Below are 23,137 nucleotides of genomic sequence, written 5' to 3'. Positions count from 1 at the left end.
AAGAAGGTGCGTAGCACCTCGTTATTCATCCAAACCCAAAATTCTGCGGTTACGACTCTCACTGCTTCCTGCCCCGGCAAAATCATCGAAGGCCACGCTGGTAGGTTGAATGATGTGTTCTGCGATAAACGGAGCCCCTTCTGCAGCACCTTGTGCTGGATCTTTTAAACAGCACTCCCACTCCAGCACTGCCCAGCCTGTAAACCCGTACTGCGTCAATTTACTAAAAATACCTTTGAAATCGACTTGTCCGTCTCCCAGTGAGCGAAAGCGTCCGGGCCGCTCTACCCAATCCTGGTAGCCGCCGTACACACCACTGCGTCCATTGGGATTAAACTCTGCGTCTTTGACGTGAAACATCTTAATGCGGCTGTGATACCGATCGATAAAATCGAGGTAATCAAGTTGCTGCAATACAAAATGGCTCGGATCAAACAGAATGTTTGCTCGTGGATGATTATCAACGGCTTCGAGAAAACGTTCGAAGGTAGCACCGTCGTGTAAATCCTCTCCCGGATGAATTTCGTAGCACACATCAACGCCTGCATCGTCAAATGCATCAAGAATAGGCTTCCAGCGTGTTGCAAGCTCTTTAAACCCTGCTTCGACCAGTCCGGGCGGACGCTGCGGCCAGGGGTATACTAAGTGCCACATGAGTGCACCGGAGAATGTGGCGTGGGCGTTCAGACCTAAACGCTGACTGGCTTTAGCCGCAAACTTAAGTTGCTGAATTGCCCATTCAGTGCGTGCTTTAGGGTTTCCATGTAAATGCTCGGGTGCAAAGCTGTCGAAGAGTTCGTCGTAGGCGGGGTGAACAGCAACCAACTGACCTTGCAGATGCGTCGACAATTCTGTTATCACCACACCGGCTTTTTCACATACCGCTTTGGCTTCGTCACAATATGCTTGGCTATTGGCGGCTTGCTCCAAGTCAAAAATCTTGGGGTCAGTGGGCACCTGTATACCTTTATAGCCCAATTCACCGGCCCATTCGGCCATGCCTTGAAGTGAATTAAACGGCGCTTCATCGCCGACAAATTGGGCAAGAAAAATAGCCGGCCCTTGAATTGCTGACATACTTTATTTCCTTTCAGAAGTAATTAAAGACACGCTTATTCTGTGTCCGGAATAGCATGCCATTTGACGTCACTGGCACCGCTCTCTAACATGGCCTGGATAAAAGCCATACCGCGTAAACCGCTTTGCAGCCCGGGCACGCCAGATGCTTTCCCGACTTCTCCTGCACGTATTGCTGCAGCAAAATCTGTGTACAAGTTGGCCATAGCCTCTAAGTATCCTTCCGGATGTCCTGCAGGTGTACGACAACGACGGGATGCTTCAGAATACAGACCTGGTTGACCCGCTCCAGCCCGGTATACGCTGAATGGTTCGCCTAGTGGTCGATAAATCACCGAATTTGGCTCCATTTGATGCCATTCAAGACCTCCTTTGTCACCATATACTCGGATTTTCAGCGCATTTTCTTCGCCGGCACAAATTTGGCTGGCAATTAAGACTCCTCGGGCACCTGTTTGTGTTCGGAAAAATGCGGTACCGTCATCGTCTAAACGCCGCCCTTCTACAACCGTGTTCATTTCTGCACACAAGCTTGTTACCGTTTCTCCGCTAATAAACTCGGCTAAACCAAACGCGTGCGTGCCAATATCACCCATGCAACCAGAGCCACCAGACTGGGATGGGTCAGTTCGCCAGGACGCCTGCTTATTGTCGTGCTCTTCGGCATTGGTTAGCCAACCTTGTGGATACTCGACCAGCACCTTTCTTACTTTTCCGATCTTGCCGTCTTCCACCATGGCTTTGGCCTGCCACACCATTGGATACCCGAGGTAAGTATGTGCAAGCCCGTAAAGGCGGTTAGAAGCTTTTACTACACGAGCAAGCGTTTTTGCTTCCTGTAGATTTAACGCAGCTGGCTTCTCGCAAAAAACGTGAAATCCGGCCTCAATAGCTGCAACAGAAACAGGCACGTGCAAATGGTTTGGCGTTACCACTACGACCACTTCCATTCTTTGCTCACAAGGCAATGCTGTCTCGCCTGTCAGCATCGCTTCCCAGGACGAATAGACGCGGTTGTCGTCCAGCCCTAAGCCGTCACCGGTTCTTTTATTGTTTCCTTCGTCACGACTAAATGCGCCGCAAACCAATTCGTACTGTCCATCTAACCCAGCAGCATGACGATGCACTGCGCCTATAAAAGCGCCTTCGCCACCACCTACCATGCCCATACGGATCCGTTGCATCGCAGCCATGTCACCTCCTAGATTCAGCGCATTGTTACAAAGTTGTAATTAGTGTAAAAATGTAACGGATTACATTCTAACATGTCAATGTATTTTCTGCTTACATAGTATTTCAATAGGTCAGATGACTATTTACATGACAAATGTGTATATTTAATGTTTTAAAAATGAAAATTTAGCTGGATTTTTTTACTCTCATAGGTAATTCTACAGAATACAATGTAATGCGTTACATTTCTTATCGACCTTTTCGCGATATGGAAAATAGCTGGCGCAAGAGCAAATACAGAGAACCACAGATGTCTAATATTCGTGAAGTGGCAGACAAAGCAGGTGTATCTGTAGCAACCGTTTCACGAGCGCTACAGCATCCCGAGCGAGTGTCCCCTAAAACACGGGATAAAGTAATGACCGCAGTTAAAGCCGTAGGTTATAAGCCCAACCTCATGGCTGTAAAATTTCGTTCAGGAAAAACACACAACCTTGTAGTACTTGTGCCGACTATAGCTACCGTTTTTTTTGCACGGGTTATTAGTGGTATGCAGGAAGCAGCAGCAGAGCTCGGATACGCCCTTCTACTGGGAAATACCCTGGGACGTGATGATATCGAAGCAGGTTATGCAAAAATGGTTCAAACTTCCCAGGCTGATGGTTTAATTCAGTTAAGAGCGAAAAACCCATTCGATCACGAGGATATTGCCGACGACATTTTATTACCTATGGTGAATGCCTGTGAGGTCTTAGATTCTCCGCTATTTCCTACCGTTGTACTGGACAACCGGGCTGCCGCCAGAGAGATGACGACTCATTTACTCTCTTTAGGACACAGGCGAATTGCATTAATAAAAGGCCCCGCAGAAAGTCCTCTCACCAGGGACAGGCTCACCGGGTATCGCGATGCATTGGAAAACGCAGGTCTTGAATTTGACCCCAATTTACTGTTCCCCGGCGATTTCACGTTACAGGCAGGCCTCGCTGCAGCACAACGCATTCTGGCACTTGATGACAGACCTACCGCAGTATTCTGTGAAAACGATGAAACTGCTATTGGCGCTGTACAGGGTTTCAAGGCTGCCGGGCTGCGTATCCCCGAAGACATTTCCGTAGCAGGCTTTGATAACATTGATTTTGCCGCGTACTGTGACCCGCCTTTAACAACAATTGCCCAGCCCGCAGAGGCCTTTGGTCGTGCCGCAGTTAATTTACTGATAGATGTACTTGAAGGAAAAATTAAAAAGGCCCCACGAGTAATCATGCCCTTTGAGTTGATTTTAAGAAAGAGTACCGGCATAGCTCCCCACAGGCGAACGTCACCGGAGCAGGTTAAATACGAAGAACTCGTTGAAAGAAATCATATTGAGTAAGGAATGAACCATGTCTGAAAATATTAAGGTGCAAGAATCTTTTTTTACGAAAACAGGCTTTAACAGATTGAATCGCCGTCAATTTACCAAACTTGGGGCGTTATCCCTGGGTATGATGGCTGCCCCCAATCTGGCTTTAGCCCAAGCCAAAGCTCATTTGCGCGTAGGCCTTCAATTATACACGCTTAGAGAGATGATGGCGGTTAGTGTTCCTGCAGTATTAAAGCTGGTAGCTGCAGTTGGGTATAAAGAGTTGGAGTTTGCCGGTTATTTTGGCCATTCGCCCAAGGCTATTCGTAAGATCATCGACGGTGAAGGCCTGTCAGCGCCATCTTCTCATGTACCATTAGATATTTTTAGAAAGGATGGCATCAATAAAGTTATCGAAACCGCACAGGAAATAGGTCACAAATACGTTGTTATACCCTACCTGACTGAAGAGCAACGAGGCACATCCATCGATGTGTATAGACACTTGTCTGAGGAATGTAACGTATGGGGAGAAGCGTGTAGAAAGCACGGCCTGGTTCTGGCCTACCATAATCACGCATTCGAGTTTATCAGCACGGATGGAGTCGAGCCGTATGACGTACTTCTCACTGAAGTCGACCCTCAGAACATGGCGATGGAGCTGGATTTATACTGGACTGCTAAAGCTGGCAAAGATCCACTGGCTTATTTTGCAAACCATCCAGGCCGCTTTAAACTTTGGCACGTTAAAGATATGGACAAATCTGGCCAGTTCGCGGATGTCGGCACAGGCATCATAGATTTTGACGCTATTTTTGCACAGTCAAAGCAAGCCGGTGTTGAACACCGTTTCGTCGAGCGCGACAAAACAGACGACAAACTTAAGACCATTCAACAAGGCTTTAAAGCCGTACACGCATTAATGGAAGGCGCATCTTAATAAAACGTAACTGAGAATGGATACCCCGCTTCACAGCGGGGTAACGTTGTTGATATTACGATGATTTCTGCAGGTATTCCCTGATGACATAATGTAGTATTCCACCGTGTTCAAAGTAAGTGAACTCGTTGTCAGTATCAATTCGAACATCCATTTTAAAACGCTTGCTCTCACCATCGTCTGAAACAGCGACCACATCCACCTCTTTTTGCCCACGGCTGACGGCGTCAATAGTAAAGGTTTCATCACCGCGGAGCTCAAGACTTTCAGCGCTGTCAGAAGGCTTAAATTGTAACGGCAAGATTCCCATACCAATGAGATTAGAGCGGTGTATACGCTCATAACTCTCTACCATTACCGCTTTTACACCGAGTAACGACGGTCCTTTTGCTGCCCAGTCGCGACTTGAACCTGTGCCATATTCTTTCCCTCCAATCACTACAGCTGGGACGCCTTCGTCTTTATATTTCATCGCAGCATGAAAGATTGACATTTTTTCACCACTTGGGAAGTGGGTGGTTGCGCTGCCAGAGGTGCCAGGTGCAAGCTGGTTTTTAAGGCGCACATTCGCGAACGTCCCCCGCATCATGACTTCGTGGTTGCCCCTGCGTGACCCAAGCGAATTGAAGTCTTCGGGCGCAATTCCCTGCTCCTGAAGATATAGACCTGCAGGGCTATCAGGGGCAATGGCACCTGCTGGAGAGATGTGATCAGTGGTAATAGAATCACCGACTTTTACCAGACATCGCGCATTTGTTATTTGCGAGAGCGCTGCAGGTTCAACTCCCATGTTCTCAAAGAAGGGAGGCTGCTTGATATAACTTGAATCAGGCCAATCATAAACGGAGGTTTTAGCAACTGTAAGGTCGTTCCATACGTCGTTACCCTTGAAAACATCTGCGTATTTTTGCTTGAACAATTCACCAGATACGTGCTCGGCGATGTGTTGTTGAATTTCCTCCTCGCTGGGCCAGATATCTCTCAGATACACAGGTTTTCCTTCGCTACTGGTACCGAGTGGTTCACGGGTGATATCAGCCCGCATATTACCTGCTAATGCATAAGCAACCACAAGGGGTGGAGATGCCAGATAATTTGCAGCTACATCAGGGTGAATTCGCCCTTCAAAGTTTCGATTACCTGACAGTACTGACGTCACCGTTAATTTTGCTTTTTGCACCGCATCACTGATTTGGTCAGGCAAGGGACCAGAGTTACCAATACACGTTGTACAACCATAACCCACCAAATTGAACCCAAGCGCCTCCAGTGGTGCCATTAAGCCGGCATCTTCAAGGTACTGTGTAACCACCTGCGAGCCCGGAGCCAATGATGTTTTCACCCAGGGTTTTCTGGCTAAGCCCAGCGCTACAGCTTTTTTGGCCAATAAGCCGGCACCAATAAGTACTGAAGGGTTTGAAGTGTTTGTACAACTGGTTATAGCAGCAATAACAATTGCACCATCTTCAAGGTTGAACCTGGCACCGTTAAAATCAACGAAGGAGTCTGTTTCCTCGTCAACTTCGGCCATATCACCGCCCTCGGAAACGAACTTCGCTTCTTCTTCCACGACTTTTACGTCAATTTGAGACTGATACCACTGGGTAAAAGCATCCGCCGCTTTATCAAGCGCAATACGGTCTTGCGGTCTTTTGGGGCCAGCCACAGATGGCACAACTTCATTGAGATCTAACTCAAGGGTTTCGTGGTAAACCGCGTCTTTTGTATGATCATCGTGCCATAAGTTGGCTGCCTTTGCGTATTTCTCAACCAGCTCAACCTGAGATTCATCCCGCCCTGTGAGGCGCAAATAGTCCAGCGCCACATCGTCAATAGGGAAGATGCCGCAGGTTGCGCCATATTCAGGCGCCATATTCGCTATTGTCGCACGATCGGCCGTTGTCAGATATTTGATACCAGGGCCATAGAATTCTACGAACTTACCTACTACGCCATGTGCGCGCAATTGTTCTGTAATGGTAAGTACCATATCAGTGGCCGTAACGCCTGGCGCAAGCTTGCCACTTAAACGGAAACCAACGACTTCTGGACGCAGCATCGTGACAGGCTGTCCTAACATGGCGGCTTCAGCTTCAATGCCACCGACACCCCAGCCAAGCACGCCCAAGCCGTTGATCATAGTAGTATGGGAATCTGTTCCCACCAACGTGTCCGGGTATACCCATGTCTTATCGCCGTCTTCAAGAGTAAAAGCACAACGTGCCAGATATTCCAGATTAACCTGGTGCACAATACCGCGCCCAGGGGGGACAACGACAAAATTGTTAAAAGAAGACTGCCCCCATTTAAGGAACTGATAGCGTTCTTTATTTCTCGTGACTTCGATATCTGTATTCTTTTCAAATGCGTCTTGTGAGCCAAAATGATCCACCATCACCGAGTGGTCAATAACCAGCTCTACTGGATTGAGCGGATTTATCGCCTTCGCGTCTCCTCCAAGCGCATTAACAGCATCTCTCATAGCAGCCAAATCAACGATGGCTGGTACGCCAGTAAAGTCCTGCAGAATGACCCTCGCAGGTACAAAGGCTATTTCCTGCTGACTTTGCTCATTGGTGTCCCAGCGCGCGACACTTTCAATATCATCGCTGGACACGAAGGGGCTATTTTCATGACGAATAAGATTTTCTAACAATATCTTGATGCAAAAAGGTAACCGGTCGAGATCGTATTTATCAGCGAGACCATCGAAGCTCACCGCCGTATACACTTTTCCACCACTTTCTAATTGAGTTGTTTGTTGATAATTCACGCGTTCACCACCTGTTCGATTGACGAAGCGCCCACGAGGCACGCAGCCCTTAAGGACGGAAGAATGTAACCTTCATACGGTTCACACCTGAAAAAAAGTTCACAGAAAAATAGGTTACTCCAAACGGGCGAGTATACGCCGCAAATAAACTTTACTTACCCTGGAGGCGTATGGATAAATACATCCTTAATCCGTACTTCGGCAAAATCGAGGAACATACATGTCTCCCACGTCATTGATTTTCGATATTAACGAGACCCTGTTAGACATGGCAGCAGTTAAACAAGCTATTGCGCAGGTGTTGGACAACGAAGATTTAGTACCGCTGTGGTTTTCCACCTTACTGCATTATTCACTGGTAGATAATGTCACCGGTAAGTTCCACAATTTTAGCGATATTGGCGCGGCAGCTTTGGTCATGGTCTGCCATGCTCACCAGCGTGCTATAACAATGGACGAAGCCCAAAAGGCGATTATACCGGCAATGACAAGTTTGCCAGCGCACAAAGATGTCAAACCCGCTCTTCAGCGTTTAAAGAATGCAGGCTTCACTCTCACTGCGTTATCAAATTCCGCGCACGAGGGTTTGCAAAACCAATTGCAGCATGCAGATATCATCACTTTATTTGACAATGTTCTTAGCGTTGAACAAATTGGGGTATATAAGCCCAGCGCGGCAGTTTACCAGTGGGCCGTAGATGAAATTGGCTCACATATTGAGCGAACCATGATGGTCGCAGCTCATGGCTGGGACACTACCGGGGCCAAAGCTGCGGGCTTGCAGGCGGCCTTTGTCAGCCGCCCGGGTAAAATGCCTTATCCTTTAGGCATCGATGCTGATATAACCGTAAATGATATACAAGCTTTGGCAGATCACTTAGGCGCATAAATGCGCCTAAGTGATTCACCCTTCCATTTCTTCGAGCTCTTTTCCTCGGGTTTCGCTTACAAAGCGAATTACAAAGATCACCGACAACAGCGCACAGAACGCATAAAAACCATAGGCTCCCGCCAGGCCGATACCTGCAAGTAACATTGGGAAAGACAAGGTAATGCCAAAGTTTGTCAGCCATTGCACCAACCCTGCCACAGCCAAACCGGAGCCCCGCATTTGATTGGGAAACATTTCCCCCAACATAACCCACATTACTGGCCCCCACGAAAAATTAAAGCAAAATACGTACAGATTAGCAGCAATAAGCGCTACTGGCCCCCATACTCCGAGTACCAGCCTGCCGTCATCACCAGTTTGCGCATTCGAGAAGGCCAAAACAACTGCAGCCAAGGTGATAGTCATGCCCACAGAGCCCCACTTGAGAAGAGGCTTTCGTCCGATTTTGTCAATAATGAGCAGGGTGATAATACAAGCGCCGATACTGATACCACCGCTAATTACATTAATTAGCAGCGCATCGCCCTCGGAGAAACCCACAGCCTGCCAAAGTACGGCACCATAGTAAAAAACCACATTAATACCAACCAACTGCTGCAGTGCCGCCAGGCCAATACCTACCCAAACAATTGGGCGCAGTCCACTGCCCGATGGGTTAACCACATCGCGCAAGCGGGGTTGGTGATCATTGGCCAATGACGCTTTAATATCGGTTAGCTTCTGTGCTACGCCTTGAGAAAACAGTTTATTAAGAACATTGGACGCCTGGTCAGTTTTGCCTTTGGCAACAAGGAACCGGGGGCTTTCAGGAATAAAACACAGCATCAATAGAAATAATGATGCTGGAATAAGCTCCATCCAGAACATCCATCGCCACGCAGCAAAATCGAGCCATAATGGCTGAGTGGAACCTGACGCAATATCTGCCAATAAGTAGTTGCTGACAAAAGCGGCAAATAAACCACTGATAATGGCAATTTGCTGGATCGAAGTTAGCATGCCGCGATATTTTGCCGGAGACACTTCTGCGATGTATGCCGGTGCCATTACGGATGCCGCCCCAACAGCTAAGCCACCTAAGATACGGTAAACAATAAACTCGCCGCTGCTATCAGCTACACCTGAACCCCAGGCACTGATGATAAACAATACCGCCGCTACCAACAGTAGCGTCCTGCGACCTAACCGGTCTGCCAGCCAGCCAGCGAAGAATGCACCAAAGGCACAGCCCAACAACATACTGGATACGTTAAAACCTGTGCCCATGCTCTGTGACTGAAAGGCAGTTTGTAGTCCATCCACTGTGCCGTTGATAACACCGCTGTCAAAGCCGAATAAAAAGCCACCGATAGTGGCAACCACACTTATAAATATGACAAACCCATTGTTTACGCATTCACGGTTTGTTGAATGTTGCGCTTCATTCATTCTTATTTCCTTTTTAACTTCTTTTTGCACAACGCTAATGTGCGTTACGCAAGCCCTTACCCGTTGCTGCCCAGTAGATCCCTCCTGCCAGATGCCATTGAAACGCCTCTATTTCATAAGTACCAGCCATATGTCCTAATGATGTATAAAACGACCTGCCTCCGTCAAAGTAGTGATACCAGGCGATTGGGTGAAATGCCCCCATACCATTACCTTTTATATTTTCCCAATCTGCTTTAGTGTCATAAGTATTCTCATCTACTGAGATCAGGTAGTTTAGGCCGCTGACGTGAGGAGGAGAGAATTCATACCATTCTTCTGTCCATATTTGCCTGTCTGCGAATCCGTGCATACCGGGAAAACCTGCGTCCAGAATACGTATTTGAGCAGTCTGTACGGGAGGGTGGATGACAAAAGTATGCCCTACTAATTGCTGATACCAAGGCCACGACTTTTCCGTGTCAGTTGCGCTGTGAATACCAACAAAACCGTTACCTGCGCGGATAAATTCGGTAAGTTGTAGTTGCTGTTGCTCGTTGAGCACATCTCCTGTTGTGGAAAGGAAAATAACAGCGTCAAAACGCGCTAAGTCCTTACTATTAAAAATATTCGCGTCTTCATGCCATTCAACTGAGAAAAAGTGTTTTTCAGCAAGATTCTGAATAGTTTCCACACCTCTGTGCTGTGATTTATGATGCCAACCCGCAGTTTTGGTAAACAACAGTACGTCAAATTCGGTTGCATGGGCGCGTTCGATTAAGGCTGCAATAACCAAAACCACGATCAGTGGGCACATTCTCATAAGTTTTAACATTCACATTCCTGAGAGCGCCAATCTTGCACCCTAATGTTAATAGCCATAATGCCTTTATATTCGCGATGAAGTCTACATTAGCTATGTTTTATGAGTCTTGATTACGACGTTATGAATTTTTGTTAGCGCCAAAAAATGTTAGTAAATTGTTGCAACTAATTAACTGGCGTAAGTCATTTGAAGGGCTGTTAAAGAACGCATTGTCGATCATATTCTTGCAAAGTTAGCGAGTTTATCGCGACTTCGAAGCCCTTTCGTGATGTTCGTCTCTGTATTGAGTGGGCGTTAGGCCAAAATGCTTTTTGAAAATAGCATACATATACTGAAGGGAAGGATAGCCGCTTTGCAAAGCGACGCTTTTCGTTGCTAAATCCGTTTCTTCCAATAAGTTTCGCGCCTTGTCGAGTTTTTCGTTGTGAATTTCAGTATGCACAGTATGCCCGCGCTCCAGAATAAAGCGCTGTTCTAAATTTGAACGTGAAATTCCAATAAAATCTGTCACCTGATCCACCTTGATCCCCTTGGTAGCGTTTTGTCTGATAAACTGCATTGCCTGAATCACATAGGGGTCGTGGAGTGCTTTAAAATCAGATGACTGTCTGGCGGATATTCCTGCGGGCGGAATAAGTACTCTTACCGTGTTGGAAGATGGTCTTGTCAGTCTTCTATGCAATAGTTTCGCTGCGCGATAACCCATTTCAACCGCCCCCTGGGTAACAGAGCTCAGACTTATTCTACTGAGGTGCCGGGCGATATCATCATCATCAATGCCTATAACAGAAACTTTTTCAGGAACTGCAATATTTGCCAACTCACAGGCTTGTAAAATATGACGCGCGCGACTATCTGTTACGGCTATTATACCTATAGGCTTCGGTAGACTATGCAGCCAGTCTGCCAATCTGTTTATGGCATAATGCCAGGTCTCAGGGCTGGTCGCTAACCCCTGATAGTAAAATTCTTCATAGCCCTCCGATTTCATAAGATGCTTATAGATTTTCTCTCGCTCTAAGGCCCACAAATGTGACGCATCAGCCGGAGCACCATAGAAGCCGAATCTTTCTAACCCTCTGCTCTTGAGGTGATTAAACGCCTGTTTAACCACCTGATAGTTGTCAGTGGCAACATAAGGCACAGGCGGGTAATCACATTCATCAAAATAGGAACTGCCCACACCAATAACAGGCTTGTCCGATTGTGACAATGCCTGCCTGATTTCTGCTGAATCAAAATCGGCAATCACGCCATCGCCAGACCACTCGTCGATGTGATCCAGTCTCGCAATAAAGTCTTCCTCGAGGTAGACATCCCAGTTAACTTTCGATGCCTGTAAGTAATTACCTACACCTTCAATTACCTGTCGATCGTAGATTTTATTCGCATTGAACAGAAGAGAAATACTATGCTTTACGTCAAACAACTTGCGCCTCCATGGGAATCGCGAAACGGCTTTACTTACTTAACCCAATACTAAGTAGACTCGAGCTTAACAATAACAAAAATAATTGATTGTCTTGCTGCCGTGTTACTGAACTACATCTTAATGTAAAAACGACTATTATAAAATCGTAAAATATTTTAACCTCTATTAACATTATTTTTAATTTAAATCTAAGAAAAGTATATTTGCCGTGCTTAACTCAAAAAGTAAAAAATTTCTCCCCCACCTTTCTGTAGACAATATTGTATTTGGTATAATTAACGGTGAATTACACGTTCTTATTGCCGAATATAACGAAGGGGATGCGAAAGGAAAGCAGGGACTTCTGGGTGGTTGGATCGGCATTGATGAAGATATAGACGATGCAGCTAAACGACTTGTTAGCGCAATTACCGGCGAGCATAATTTTCACATGGAACAACTCCGGGCGTTTGGCGCACCGGACAGGTTTAAAATAGGCAGAGTTATTACCATTGCCTATTACACATTAGTTAGACCTGAAAACTATTCTTTTCACCCAGGCTTCACAGCAGACGATGTCAGATGGCATCCGGCAAATAAGCTTCCTCAACTCATTTACGACCACAATCAGCTGATTCACTTTGCACTAGAGCAGCTCAAACGAAAAATAAGGTTCGAGCCCATTGGCTTTAATCTACTACCAGAAAAATTTACCCTTCGGCAGCTGCTGGAGGTTTATGAAGCCATTTTAGGCATCAAACTGGATAAACCCAATTTCCGCCGAAAAATTCTAAAAATGAATTTACTCGTCGATTGCAAAGAAAAACAAAAAGGAGTTACCCACAGAGCAGCCAACTTTTATCGCTTCGATCCCGTGGTTTATGAAAAACTCTGCGAACACGGCTTTAATTTTGAATTTTAACCATAAACAATAAATTAAGAGCCCAAATTAAATCTGGGCCCTCCTCGGTTGCTACCTTTCCCCAGCACTGGGTAATCGCTTTGCGAAAGCTTTCAACTGTTTGTCGTGGTCAAATAACAGCGGATAATCTTTCCGACCAGGCATCGGCCAGTCGTTTCGCCATGAGTGCCCATCGTGAACTCCCCAAAACGTAACGCGCCCTATCTTATCGCTATGGCGATTGAATATTGAAAACAGCGCTTCGTATCGGTTTGCCAGCTCTTGTAACTTTTCTTCAGGCAGCGTTACTTTGTAAGGGTTATATTCGTCTTGCAGGGCAACAGACATACCGACATCAGCCCCCATATCCCCATCTTCGGGAAAAGGTAGAACAGAAATGTCCAACTCGGTGATCATCACATCCACACCCTCTGCAGAAAACGCTTTAATACTCGACTCCACATCCTCGAAAGAAGGGTATTCTAATGCGTAGTGGGCCTGCATACCTATACCATCGATTTTAATGCCTTTTGACTTCAGACGTTGCACCAACCTTATTACCCCTTCACGCTTAGCTGGTTTGAACAGGTTATAATCGTTATAGTATAAATTAGCGTCTGGTGCCGCAGCGTGGGCGAACTCAAACGCTAAGTCGATGTAATCTTCACCAATAATCTGATACCACAACGACTGCCTTAATGAACCATCTTCATTAAACGCTTCATTGACTACATCCCATGCGTAAACACGCCCTTTATACCGACCAGCGACCACTTCGATGTGATTTTTCATCAACGCAATCAGTTCTTCTCTGCTTTTTTTACTTCCGTCTTCACGGTGAAATACCCAATCTGGTGCCTGGCTATGCCAAACAAGCGTATGTCCTACAAGCCGCATGTTTTGAGATTCGGCAAACGTCACCAGGGCATCGGGGTGCACAAAATTAAACTCCCCGGGCTGCGGATGGATCTCTTCCCATTTCATCATATTTTCCGGAGTGAGCGTATTGTAGTGCTGTGTAAGCAAGGCACTATCAGCAACATTTTCAATGTGCAGTTCATTCACTGCCGCTCCGATAGAAAACTTTTCCTCAAAAGCACGTTTCAGACTGAATTGTTCGCCGTCGTCGGTACCTTTGCGATGATCACTGCTACACGCTGTCAACGTGATGATTGAACTCAACAGACAGACTCCAATTACACTTAATTTCACTTCACACTCCTTATAGTCAAAAACACTATAAAGTTTGATAGACAACTGGTTAATAGACAAACAATTATTTTTAATAATGCTATTACATTTTTACGTTTTTATGTGGACTTTTAATTTACACAATATACTTTACATTAACAAAGGCGGGTTATAGTATTTTTGACAATTAGAATTAGAGAGATGGTTCGTGAAAGCAGCAACATTAAGTGCTAAACAAAAGTTTGGGTATGGACTAGGAGATACCGCAAGTAACATCGTGTTTCAGATGGTTGCTAATTTCATGCTGATTTTTTACACCGATGTATTCGGAATAACCGCTGCGGCAGCGGGAACCTTACTATTGGTTGTTCGCTTGTTCGACGGAATAACTGACCCTGTAATGGGAACCATTGCAGATAGAACCAGGGCGAAGCTGGGAGGATACCGCCCGTATCTCTTATATCTGGCAGTGCCTTTTGGCGTTTTCGCAGTACTCGCGTTCTATACGCCAGACTGGTCTTATAACGCAAAACTCATCTATGCGTATATCACATATGGTTTGCTGATGACGGTATATACAGCAATCAATATCCCATATGGCGCGTTAGGTGGCACAATGACGACCGATCCAACGGAACGGGCATCACTGCAATCTTACCGCTTTGCAATGGCAATGTTTGCGATGTTCCTGGTTGTGTGGGCAATTCCAAAAATGGTAGCCGCTTTTGGGGGTGGTAATGACCAGCAGGGGTACCCAATTGCGATGATAGTCATGAGTGTGCTTGCAATTATCTGTTTTGTCTTATGTTTTATATTCACCAGTGAAGAAAAGTTCGAGAATTGCGAAAATGAAAAAGCCAAACTGAGCGACTTCTACACTCTGGTCAGAAACAGTCAGTGGACATTAGTAGCGATTATCAGCCTGGTAACGCTGATATTAATTGGGGTACGCTCGTCGGTTGCACCACACTACATAAAGTATTATTTACAGGCTCCAGAGCTTATCTCGCCATTTCTCACCGTTGCTGCGGTTGGATCAGTGTTAGGTGCAGTTTCAACCCACCTACTAACTAAAAAGATAGCCAAAATCAGACTTTTTAAAATAGCGCTATGTGTAATTATCGCTTCTCACCTGCTATTTTTTGTTGTTCCACCAGCCAGTATCGCAATTATTTTCGTTCTGTTTTTCGTCGCAAACTTCGCTCACATGATTATCACCCCGCTGATGTTTTCAATGGTGGCTGACACTATTGATTTTGGTGAGAAGTTAAGCGGCAAAAAACTTACTGCTATTGCTTTTTCCGGACATTTACTCGCCATAAAGCTCGGTTTCGCCATTGGCGGAGCCCTCGCCGGCTGGCTACTTTCAATATTTGGATATGTCGCCAATCAACCTCAGTCGGAAGAAGCCTTACAAGGTATTTTGATTGCGTTTGCAGGCATACCCACATTGTGCATGGTGGCAGCCTTGTTCTTTATTTCCAGATATCGTCTGACAGAAACAGCAGTGTTAGATATACAACAATCTATTTCAAAGTAGCAAACAGGATTATTATGCAATTAAGCCACGCAGAAGAAGTGCAGCTCAAAGACGCAGAGCGTGCTGAAACGCTAACAAAATCGCAAAAAGATACGCCACTTGTAGAGCACATATTTACGGCCGATCCTTCGGCACACGTATTTGATGGAAAAATATATGTGTACCCATCGCACGATATAGAGAGTGACAACGGCCTAACTGTGAATGACGATGGCGATCAGTATGCAATGCGTGATTACCACGTTTTGTCATTATCAGATGACTTAAGTGAAGCGACCGATCATGGTATTGCCCTAGCCCTTGAGGACATTCCTTGGGCGAGTGAGCAGCTTTGGGCTCCTGATGCGGCCAAGAAAGATGACACTTACTACTTTTACTTTCCTGCCCGAGACAGAGAAGGACTCTTTCGTATTGGCGTAGCAACCTCTGATAATCCTGCAGGTCCTTTTGTTGCCGAAGAGAATTATATTGCAGGAACGTACAGCATAGATCCGGCTGTTTTTGAAGATGACGATGGCAGTTTCTATTTGTACTTTGGAGGTTTGTGGGGTGGCCAATTAGAGCACTGGGAAAATAACGAATACTCGGCGACTGCGAAGCAACTCGATGCTGATGATCCTGCATTTAGCCCCAGAGTCGCCAAACTCAGTGACAACATGACGACCTTAGACACACTGCCTGAAGAAATACTCATATACGATGCGTCCGGAGAGTTAATCAAGGCCGGTGACAATGACCGCCGCTTTTTTGAAGCAGCATGGATGCATAAACACAACGGGGTGTACTATTTTTCTTACTCTACCGGAGATACCCATAAGATCGTTTATGCCACTGGAACGTCCCCACTCGGTCCATTTACTTATCAGGGAACAATTTTAGAGCCCGTGCTGGGTTGGACTAACCATCACAGTATTGTTTCCTACAAAGATAAATGGTTTCTGTTCTATCACGACAGCACGCTATCTAAAGGTAAGTCACATTTGCGGAGTGTTAAGATGGCCGAGCTCAAACACGATAATGATGGCAAGATATTGGCTTACAACGCGTATCACGAGTGAGCCTTTGTGCCAAACAGATGACATTGCCCTGACAACTCTCCCTACTTTTGGAGTATCCACAATGACGAGACTGCTTTGTGCTATTGGTTTATCTATATGTACCAGTTGGTCACCATTAACTTCGGCAAATACCTCGTCACTGAAGACGCATTACTCATCTGATTTTAAAGTAGGCGCAGCAGTTAGCCGTGAAATAGTAAATGGGCATTCTCCCGATGCTGATGCCATCGTTGCCAAGCACTTCAACACACTCACTGTTGAAAATGACATGAAGGCAGAAATCGTCAGCCCAGGGCGAGGGCAGTATGACTTTTCACATGCTGACAAGTTTATTGATTACGCCGAAAAGCACGAGGCTTTCGTAATTGGTCACACGTTGATTTGGCATAACCAAACGCCGCCGTGGTTTTTTGCAGACGAGAACGGTATGCCCTATTCTGCGGAGCAACAGAAGAGAGTGCTAGAGCAGCATATCAAAGTGATGGCACAACATTATGCAGGCAAAGTTGACGCCTGGGATGTGGTAAATGAAGTCATAGACGACAATGGTGAATATCGACCAACAATTTGGGTTAGGCAGATTGGCAATGGTGACAGGCTGATAAAGCTGGCTTTCAGTACAACACAAAAGTACGCACCGGATACCGAACTTTATTACAATGATTTCAATGCATGGAAGCCCGGTAAAGTGAAAGGTATTGTCCGGATGATCAGAATGCTCAAAAAAGCTGGCATTCGTATCGATGGTATCGGCATTCAAGGTCATTGGGGTTTAAACTACCCCAGTATTGAACTTATTGAAAATGCTATCGATGCCTATGCTGCAGAAGGCGTGAAAGTGATGGTTAGTGAAATAGATATTGATGTGCTTCCCATCACAAAAGAAGGACAGGTGATTGGTACGGGCTTGTTACACAAGCAATTTCAGGAACCGGAATTTGAAGTATTTCTCGACCCTTACAAAAATGGGCTTCCTGCCGATGTTGAAGCACAACTCAACGCCCGCTGGACCGAACTGTTCGCATTGTTCAAACGGAAGTCCGACAAAATTGACCGCGTGACGTTTTGGGGCGTGGACGACTCCACTTCATGGAAAAATTATTATCCGGTAGATGACAGAACTAATTATCCGCTTATGTGGAATAGAGATTTCACCGCAAAGGGAGCCCTCAAAACGATTTTGGCGCTGTAATTATGAGCCACCGTTTCACCTCCCCTGGACAGTTTAGTGGCTGAGTCTCCTCGCTCTCAATGCTCTTGTTTTAACAGCGAACCAAATAAACATAAATTTACCTGGCACTTTTCATAATTGTCCCCGGCCCGTACTTCGTTAACTATACGTTAAAAAATGAGGACAGATTATGAATTACGTGGGTATCGACATCGGCACTTCGGGTGTTAAAACAATCGTGTGCGATGCGTCCGGCCAGGTTGTAGACAGTGAGTCTCATGCTCTCACTGTTAGCACTCCTTTCCCCAAATGGTCAGAACAGAACCCGGCAGAATGGTGGGATGCAATAGATTACACGATGACGGCATTGGGTGAGCGTGGCAGTCTGGACAACGTCAAGGCTATCGGTTTGGCCGGCCAGATGCACGGCGCTGTACTTATCGACAACAACGGCAATGTTATACGACCCGCCATCTTGTGGAACGATGGCCGTAGCGAGCAACAGTGCGTAGACCTGATGAACGCATGCCAAGACGCAAAACGCATTACAGGCAACCTAATCATGCCCGGTTTTACCGCTCCCAAAGTCAAGTGGGTACAGGAGGCTGAGCCAGATAACTTTGCTCGCATCGATAAAGTACTTTTGCCCAAAGACTATGTCCGGTATCTGTTAACTGGTACGTTTGTAAGCGATATGTCTGATGCTGCAGGAACCTGTTGGTTAGATACTCAAAAGCGTGATTGGTCCGATGAACTTTTAGCTGCGACCGGACTCACGCGGGAAAACATGCCGGATTTGGTCGAAGGGCCAGTTTCAACTGGGCGACTCAAAAAGCATATTGCTAAAAAATGGCAGATGCAGGAGGTTCAGATCGTCGGTGGCGCAGGTGACAATGCCGCCGGAGCAATTGGCAGTGGTATTACAGAAACCGGGCAAGCGATGATATCCTTGGGAACATCCGGTGTCATTTTTGCTGTTACTGATCGTTTTGTCGCCAACCCCGATGCTGCATTGCACAGTTTTTGCCATGCTATCCCCGATAAATGGCACGCTATGTCGGTGCACTTAAGCGCTGCTTCGTGCTTGCAGTGGTTTGCCAACATTGCGGCAGGGGGGGATGTACAAGCGTTGCTGGATGAACTAGGCGACATCCCGGCTCCTCCGTCAGAACAGAACTGCTATTTCATTCCATACCTTAGCGGGGAAAGGACACCACACAACAATCCAAATCTTACTGGTCGATTTTGTGGTCTTACCCATAATACAGCGCGAAAAGATATGACTTACGCCGTGCTGGAAGGCGTTGCATTTTCCTTCAGGGACGGACTACAAGTTATGCAAGATGCTGGTGTTACTCTTGAGTCTGTTTCAGTTATCGGTGGTGGAGCACGTAGCCGTGTGTGGCGACAACTTATCGCTGACGTGCTTGGCATTGATATCACCTATCGTCAGGGCGGCGAAGTTGGCCCTGCTCTAGGTGCGGCCAGGTTAGCCCAACTCAACGAACACGACAGAGACGATATTTGCCGGCTGTGTCCGGTGCCTGATGCCATCGAGCACCATAGCCCAGATGGAACCCGCACCGAGAGACTAAATCGGCGCTATGACGTTTTCAGAACACTAGCTGGTCAACAATGATTGCGCGGGATTCGGCCCATTGTGAATTGCCTATCACCTATTAATAAGCAGAAGGCTGTTAATAAAAAACATAATTGTTAGCAGCTTGTAAACACTCAATAATCGCAAGCTATATACTATTTATTACGGAGAGTCATCCATGTCTCAATATTTTGAGTCCATCGATAAAATTAAATACGAAGGACCTTCTTCGGAAAATCCTCTCGCTTTCAGGCATTACAAAGAAGACGAAGTGGTGCTGGGTAAAACCATGAAAGAGCACCTGCGCTTTGCAGCGTGTTACTGGCATAACTTTTGTTGGGATGGTGCCGACGTATTTGGCGCGGGTACATTTCAACGTCCCTGGTTACGCCCTGGAGACGCTATGGAACGCGCCAAGCAAAAAGCTGATGTCGCTTTTGAATTCTTTAGCAAACTTGGTATTCCCTATTACTGTTTCCATGATGTAGACGTGAGCCCGGAAGGTAACAACCTCAAGGAATACACTGAAAACTTCGCTGTAATGACCGACGTGTTGGAGCAAAAACAGGAAGAGACTGGCCTGGCGCTACTGTGGGGTACAGCGAATCTGTTCAGTAACCCTCGTTTTGCTGGTGGCGCGGCAACAAGCCCTGATCCCGAAGTGTTTTCTTATGGCGCAACACAGGTATTTAATGCGCTTAACGCAACTAAGCGTCTTGGCGGAGCCAACTATGTATTATGGGGTGGTCGTGAAGGTTACGAAACACTGTTAAATACGGATTTGCGTCAGGAGCGCAAGCAGCTTGGTCGCTTTATGCAAATGGTAGTAGAGCACAAGCATAAAATTGGTTTTACCGGTACCCTGCTTATTGAACCCAAGCCTCAGGAACCGACGAAGCACCAGTACGACTACGACACAGCAACAGTGTTTGGGTTCCTTAAAGAGTATGGTCTGGAAAACGAGTTTGCGGTAAATATCGAAACTAACCATGCCACACTGGCTGGTCACTCCTTTCACCACGAAGTGGCCACTGCCATATCCCTTGGTATTTTTGGAAGCGTTGACGCCAACCGGGGAGATGCACAGAACGGATGGGATACTGACCAATTCCCCATTAATGTGGATGAGCTCACTCTGGTAATGTATGAAATTCTAAAATCTGGTGGCTTTACCACTGGTGGCTTTAATTTTGATACAAAACTGCGCCGCCAAAGTAATGATCCTGCCGACTTATTCTACGGCCACATCGGTGGCATGGACCACCTGGCGATGGCACTCAAACGGGCAGCTAAACTGATAGAAGACGACTTTCTCGGCCAAGCGGTATCAGCCCGTTACAAAGGCTGGAACACCGATTTAGGCAAAGGGATTATTGACGGCAACTTCTCACTTGAAACGTTATCTGAGCTTGCTCTAAACCAAAACCTGACGCCTGCACATAAAAGCGGTCAGCAAGAATTACTGGAAAACAAAGTAAACCGTATTATTTACGGCTAGTATACACTACGTCTGGTCAATACAAAGGCAGGGAACAAACACCCTGCCTTTTTTATTTGCAACCTGACAGGGAACCCACGATAGTAACAACATCACGCGTCAAATCTGGAAATGTACTATGCAGAAAAAAGTAAGATGGGGAATCATATCAACCGCGCGAATTGCAGAAACCTTCGCCCGGGATATCAGGCGTTGTGCCAGCGCCGAGTTATGCGCCGTTGCATCCCGTTCTCAGGAAAGTGCCGACGCCTTTGCCGAGCGCCTCGACATTCCGCAGGCTTTCGGAAGTTATGAATCGCTACTTAGCGACCCAAACATTGATGCCATATACGTAGCAACTCCCCACACACTGCACGCCGAGAATTCCATCATGGCGCTTAAGGCAGGTAAACATGTACTTTGTGAAAAACCGGCCACCACATCAGAGGCAGAATTACAACGTATATTACAGGTTGCTAAATCACAAAAACGTTTTTATATGGAGGCCATGTGGACCTACTTTTTACCAGCTATCACAACTGCCTTCGAGTGGGTGAGTGCGGGAAGAATCGGCACGCCACTTCACCTCAAAGCCAGCTTTGGGTTTCCCAAGCTCTACTCTCCTGACTGTCGGGAATACGCCCTGGAATTAGGCGGAGGATGCTTGCTGGATATGGGTATTTACCCCATTGCTTTTGATGCCTTGCTCAACAAACAAGAAACAGAACCGCAAATGATTCATTACTCACAGGCCCCCAACGGAGCAGACAATGACGTGTTATGGTTTCATCGCAATGGTAGCCTCATTTCAACTTTACACACCAGCTTTAAAAGCCGTCTGGGGAACGAAGCGGAAATCATTGGCGATAAAGGCTTCATTCGCATTCCTGATTTTTGGGCTGCCAATGAGTGTTTGCTATTCGACGCTAACGGAAAACAAGACCACTTTATAGATGAACGTACTGGCAGCGGATTTGAGTTCGAGATTGAACATGCCAGCCAACAAATACTCAATAATTGCACCGAGTCTGATGTTGTATCCCACGAAGTCTCTCTCAGCTTCCAGCGAAGGCTGGCTGCGGTGAAAGCACAATTCACTTCCGTCAAGTAAATTGCCCGCCCTCACTTATCACTGGTATGATTGCGCCTCATTTTTTTTATGAGGCCAATGTAAGTGATACGATTTTCTGACCGCGCAAACGCTATTTCCCCTTTCTTTGCAATGGCTTTTTCAGAAAAGGCTTCTGCGTTAGAGGCACAGGGACATGACGTTGTGCGATTGAATATCGGTGAACCTGACTTTGGCGCTCCGCCTCCGGTAGTCAGTGCAATGCAACAGGTTATGCAAAACGCAGAGCTACCTTATACCTCAGCTCTAGGTCTACCAGCTTTAAGAGAAGGCATCGCCGGTTTTTATAGACAAATGCACAATGTTGATGTCTCTGCGAACAATATTGTTGTGACTGCAGGCGCGTCTGCCGCTTTGTTACTTGTCTCTGCAGCTCTGGTTAATGACGGCGATTCGGTGATGCTGGCCGACCCGGCCTACCCTTGCAACCGGCAATTCATAACAAGTTTTGGTGGTAAGCTACAGAGTATACCGTGCAGCGCGGAAGAACGCTTCCAGCTCACGCCTGAACTGGTGCGAAACAATTGGCAGGTCCATACGCGGGGCATTATGCTGGCAACGCCCTCCAATCCCACAGGAACATCGGTGCCGCCAGAGCATATGAAAACTATTCTTGAGTTTGTAAAGCAACAAAAAGGATGGCGAGTAGTAGATGAAATTTACCTCAACCTCAGTCACACTCCAAATGCCCAAACTGTACTTGCCTACGATGAGGAAGCCGTCGTAATCAACAGTTTTTCCAAGTATTTTGGCATGACCGGCTGGCGATTAGGGTGGTGTGTGGTGCCAGATACCATGGTGCCCGTTATGGAAAAGCTGGCGCAAAATTTATACATCTGTCCTTCGACACCAGCTCAACATGCAGCACTGGCATGTTTTTCTCCCGAATCTATTAAGGTATGTGAGAGACGCCGCGACATTCTCGTACACCGAAAAAACCTGGTGATTAAGGGCTTAAAAGAAATTGGTCTAAGCGTAAATGTAGAACCCGATGGCGCATTCTACGTATATTTCAACGTTAGTCGCTTCGGTTTATCATCAATGACTTTCTGCGAACGTTTACTCTCAGAATGTCATTTAGCACTTACTCCTGGGAATGACTTTAGCGAAACCTCAGGGAATGACTATGTCAGGCTGTCTTTTGCTGCTTCAGAGCATAAATTAGAGAAGGGACTGTATCGGTTAGGACAATTTGTGTCATCTTTACAATGTTAGGAAAGTTCTTA

General features: G+C 46.4%; 18 protein-coding genes. 11 read left to right on the top strand and 7 right to left on the bottom strand.

The window, feature by feature from the left end; all coding sequences use genetic code 11:
• Positions 1–21: 21 nt before the first annotated feature.
• Positions 22–1,077 carry a sugar phosphate isomerase/epimerase family protein gene (locus tag ACXACM_RS05565; protein ID WP_474820357.1) on the bottom strand — a complete coding sequence of 352 codons (1,056 nt, stop codon included), beginning with the start codon at positions 1,075–1,077 and terminating at the stop codon, positions 22–24.
• Between the two features lie 35 nt (positions 1,078–1,112).
• Entirely contained in the window at positions 1,113–2,261 is a 1,149-nt protein-coding gene (locus tag ACXACM_RS05560) for a Gfo/Idh/MocA family protein (RefSeq protein WP_474824236.1), read from the bottom strand.
• A 299-nt stretch (positions 2,262–2,560) separates the two neighbouring features.
• Between ACXACM_RS05560 and ACXACM_RS05555 the strand changes: the two genes are divergently transcribed.
• The gene (locus ACXACM_RS05555; RefSeq protein WP_474824235.1) at positions 2,561–3,625 is read left to right on the top strand and encodes a LacI family DNA-binding transcriptional regulator; all 1,065 of its coding nucleotides are present in this window, start codon (positions 2,561–2,563) and stop codon (positions 3,623–3,625) included.
• Positions 3,626–3,635: 10 nt separating this feature from the next.
• Entirely contained in the window at positions 3,636–4,535 is a 900-nt protein-coding gene (locus tag ACXACM_RS05550; RefSeq protein WP_474820356.1) for a sugar phosphate isomerase/epimerase family protein, read from the top strand.
• 55 nt (positions 4,536–4,590) lie between these two features.
• Here the strand turns inward: ACXACM_RS05550 and acnA are convergent, their stop codons facing one another.
• Positions 4,591–7,308 (bottom strand): aconitate hydratase AcnA, encoded by a 2,718-nt coding sequence (gene acnA / locus ACXACM_RS05545; RefSeq protein ID WP_474820355.1) that lies wholly within the window; start codon positions 7,306–7,308, stop codon positions 4,591–4,593.
• A gap of 220 nt (positions 7,309–7,528) precedes the next feature.
• Between acnA and ACXACM_RS05540 the strand changes: the two genes are divergently transcribed.
• Complete coding sequence (locus tag ACXACM_RS05540; protein ID WP_474820353.1) at positions 7,529–8,197, top strand: haloacid dehalogenase type II; 669 nt, start codon at positions 7,529–7,531, stop codon at positions 8,195–8,197.
• Positions 8,198–8,212: 15 nt separating this feature from the next.
• Here ACXACM_RS05540 and ACXACM_RS05535 read toward each other — a convergent pair whose 3' ends face one another.
• The 3 genes from ACXACM_RS05535 to ACXACM_RS05525 form a co-directional block, all read right to left on the bottom strand.
• A complete protein-coding gene (locus tag ACXACM_RS05535) occupies positions 8,213–9,628 on the bottom strand; it encodes a sugar porter family MFS transporter (RefSeq protein ID WP_474820351.1) in 1,416 nt (471 codons plus the stop codon).
• A gap of 34 nt (positions 9,629–9,662) precedes the next feature.
• Positions 9,663–10,442: a ThuA domain-containing protein gene (locus tag ACXACM_RS05530; protein ID WP_474820350.1), complete on the bottom strand. Its 780-nt coding sequence runs from the start codon at positions 10,440–10,442 to the stop codon at positions 9,663–9,665.
• Positions 10,443–10,674: 232 nt separating this feature from the next.
• On the bottom strand, positions 10,675–11,862 hold the full coding sequence (locus ACXACM_RS05525) for a XylR family transcriptional regulator (protein ID WP_474820349.1): 1,188 nt from the start codon (positions 11,860–11,862) through the stop codon (positions 10,675–10,677).
• A gap of 211 nt (positions 11,863–12,073) precedes the next feature.
• On the opposite strand from ACXACM_RS05525, the gene ACXACM_RS05520 reads away from it, so the two are divergent.
• Positions 12,074–12,766: an NUDIX hydrolase gene (locus tag ACXACM_RS05520; RefSeq protein WP_474820347.1), complete on the top strand. Its 693-nt coding sequence runs from the start codon at positions 12,074–12,076 to the stop codon at positions 12,764–12,766.
• A gap of 51 nt (positions 12,767–12,817) precedes the next feature.
• Here ACXACM_RS05520 and ACXACM_RS05515 read toward each other — a convergent pair whose 3' ends face one another.
• Positions 12,818–13,957, bottom strand: coding sequence for an endo-1,4-beta-xylanase (locus ACXACM_RS05515; protein ID WP_474820346.1), 1,140 nt, complete (start codon positions 13,955–13,957; stop codon positions 12,818–12,820).
• Positions 13,958–14,144: 187 nt separating this feature from the next.
• On the opposite strand from ACXACM_RS05515, the gene ACXACM_RS05510 reads away from it, so the two are divergent.
• The 7 genes from ACXACM_RS05510 (at position 14,145) to ACXACM_RS05480 (ending at position 23,126) form a co-directional block, all read left to right on the top strand.
• A complete protein-coding gene (locus tag ACXACM_RS05510; protein WP_474820345.1) occupies positions 14,145–15,476 on the top strand; it encodes a glycoside-pentoside-hexuronide (GPH):cation symporter in 1,332 nt (443 codons plus the stop codon).
• Between the two features lie 14 nt (positions 15,477–15,490).
• Positions 15,491–16,534: a glycoside hydrolase family 43 protein gene (locus tag ACXACM_RS05505; protein ID WP_474820344.1), complete on the top strand. Its 1,044-nt coding sequence runs from the start codon at positions 15,491–15,493 to the stop codon at positions 16,532–16,534.
• Positions 16,535–16,595: 61 nt separating this feature from the next.
• Positions 16,596–17,726 carry an endo-1,4-beta-xylanase gene (locus tag ACXACM_RS05500; protein WP_474820342.1) on the top strand — a complete coding sequence of 377 codons (1,131 nt, stop codon included), beginning with the start codon at positions 16,596–16,598 and terminating at the stop codon, positions 17,724–17,726.
• Between the two features lie 169 nt (positions 17,727–17,895).
• On the top strand, positions 17,896–19,344 hold the full coding sequence (gene xylB, locus ACXACM_RS05495; RefSeq protein ID WP_474820340.1) for a xylulokinase: 1,449 nt from the start codon (positions 17,896–17,898) through the stop codon (positions 19,342–19,344).
• 139 nt (positions 19,345–19,483) lie between these two features.
• A complete protein-coding gene (gene xylA, locus ACXACM_RS05490) occupies positions 19,484–20,803 on the top strand; it encodes a xylose isomerase (protein ID WP_474820339.1) in 1,320 nt (439 codons plus the stop codon).
• A gap of 118 nt (positions 20,804–20,921) precedes the next feature.
• A complete protein-coding gene (locus ACXACM_RS05485; RefSeq protein WP_474820338.1) occupies positions 20,922–21,893 on the top strand; it encodes a Gfo/Idh/MocA family protein in 972 nt (323 codons plus the stop codon).
• Positions 21,894–21,959: 66 nt separating this feature from the next.
• Positions 21,960–23,126, top strand: coding sequence for an aminotransferase class I/II-fold pyridoxal phosphate-dependent enzyme (locus ACXACM_RS05480; RefSeq protein WP_474824233.1), 1,167 nt, complete (start codon positions 21,960–21,962; stop codon positions 23,124–23,126).
• The last annotated feature ends 11 nt before the right edge of the window (positions 23,127–23,137 follow it).

Source organism: Alteromonas sp. AWQ4_252 (genome assembly GCF_056158205.1).
Note: the sequence above shows the minus strand (reverse complement) of the source record. Positions and strands in the feature narration are given on the sequence as shown.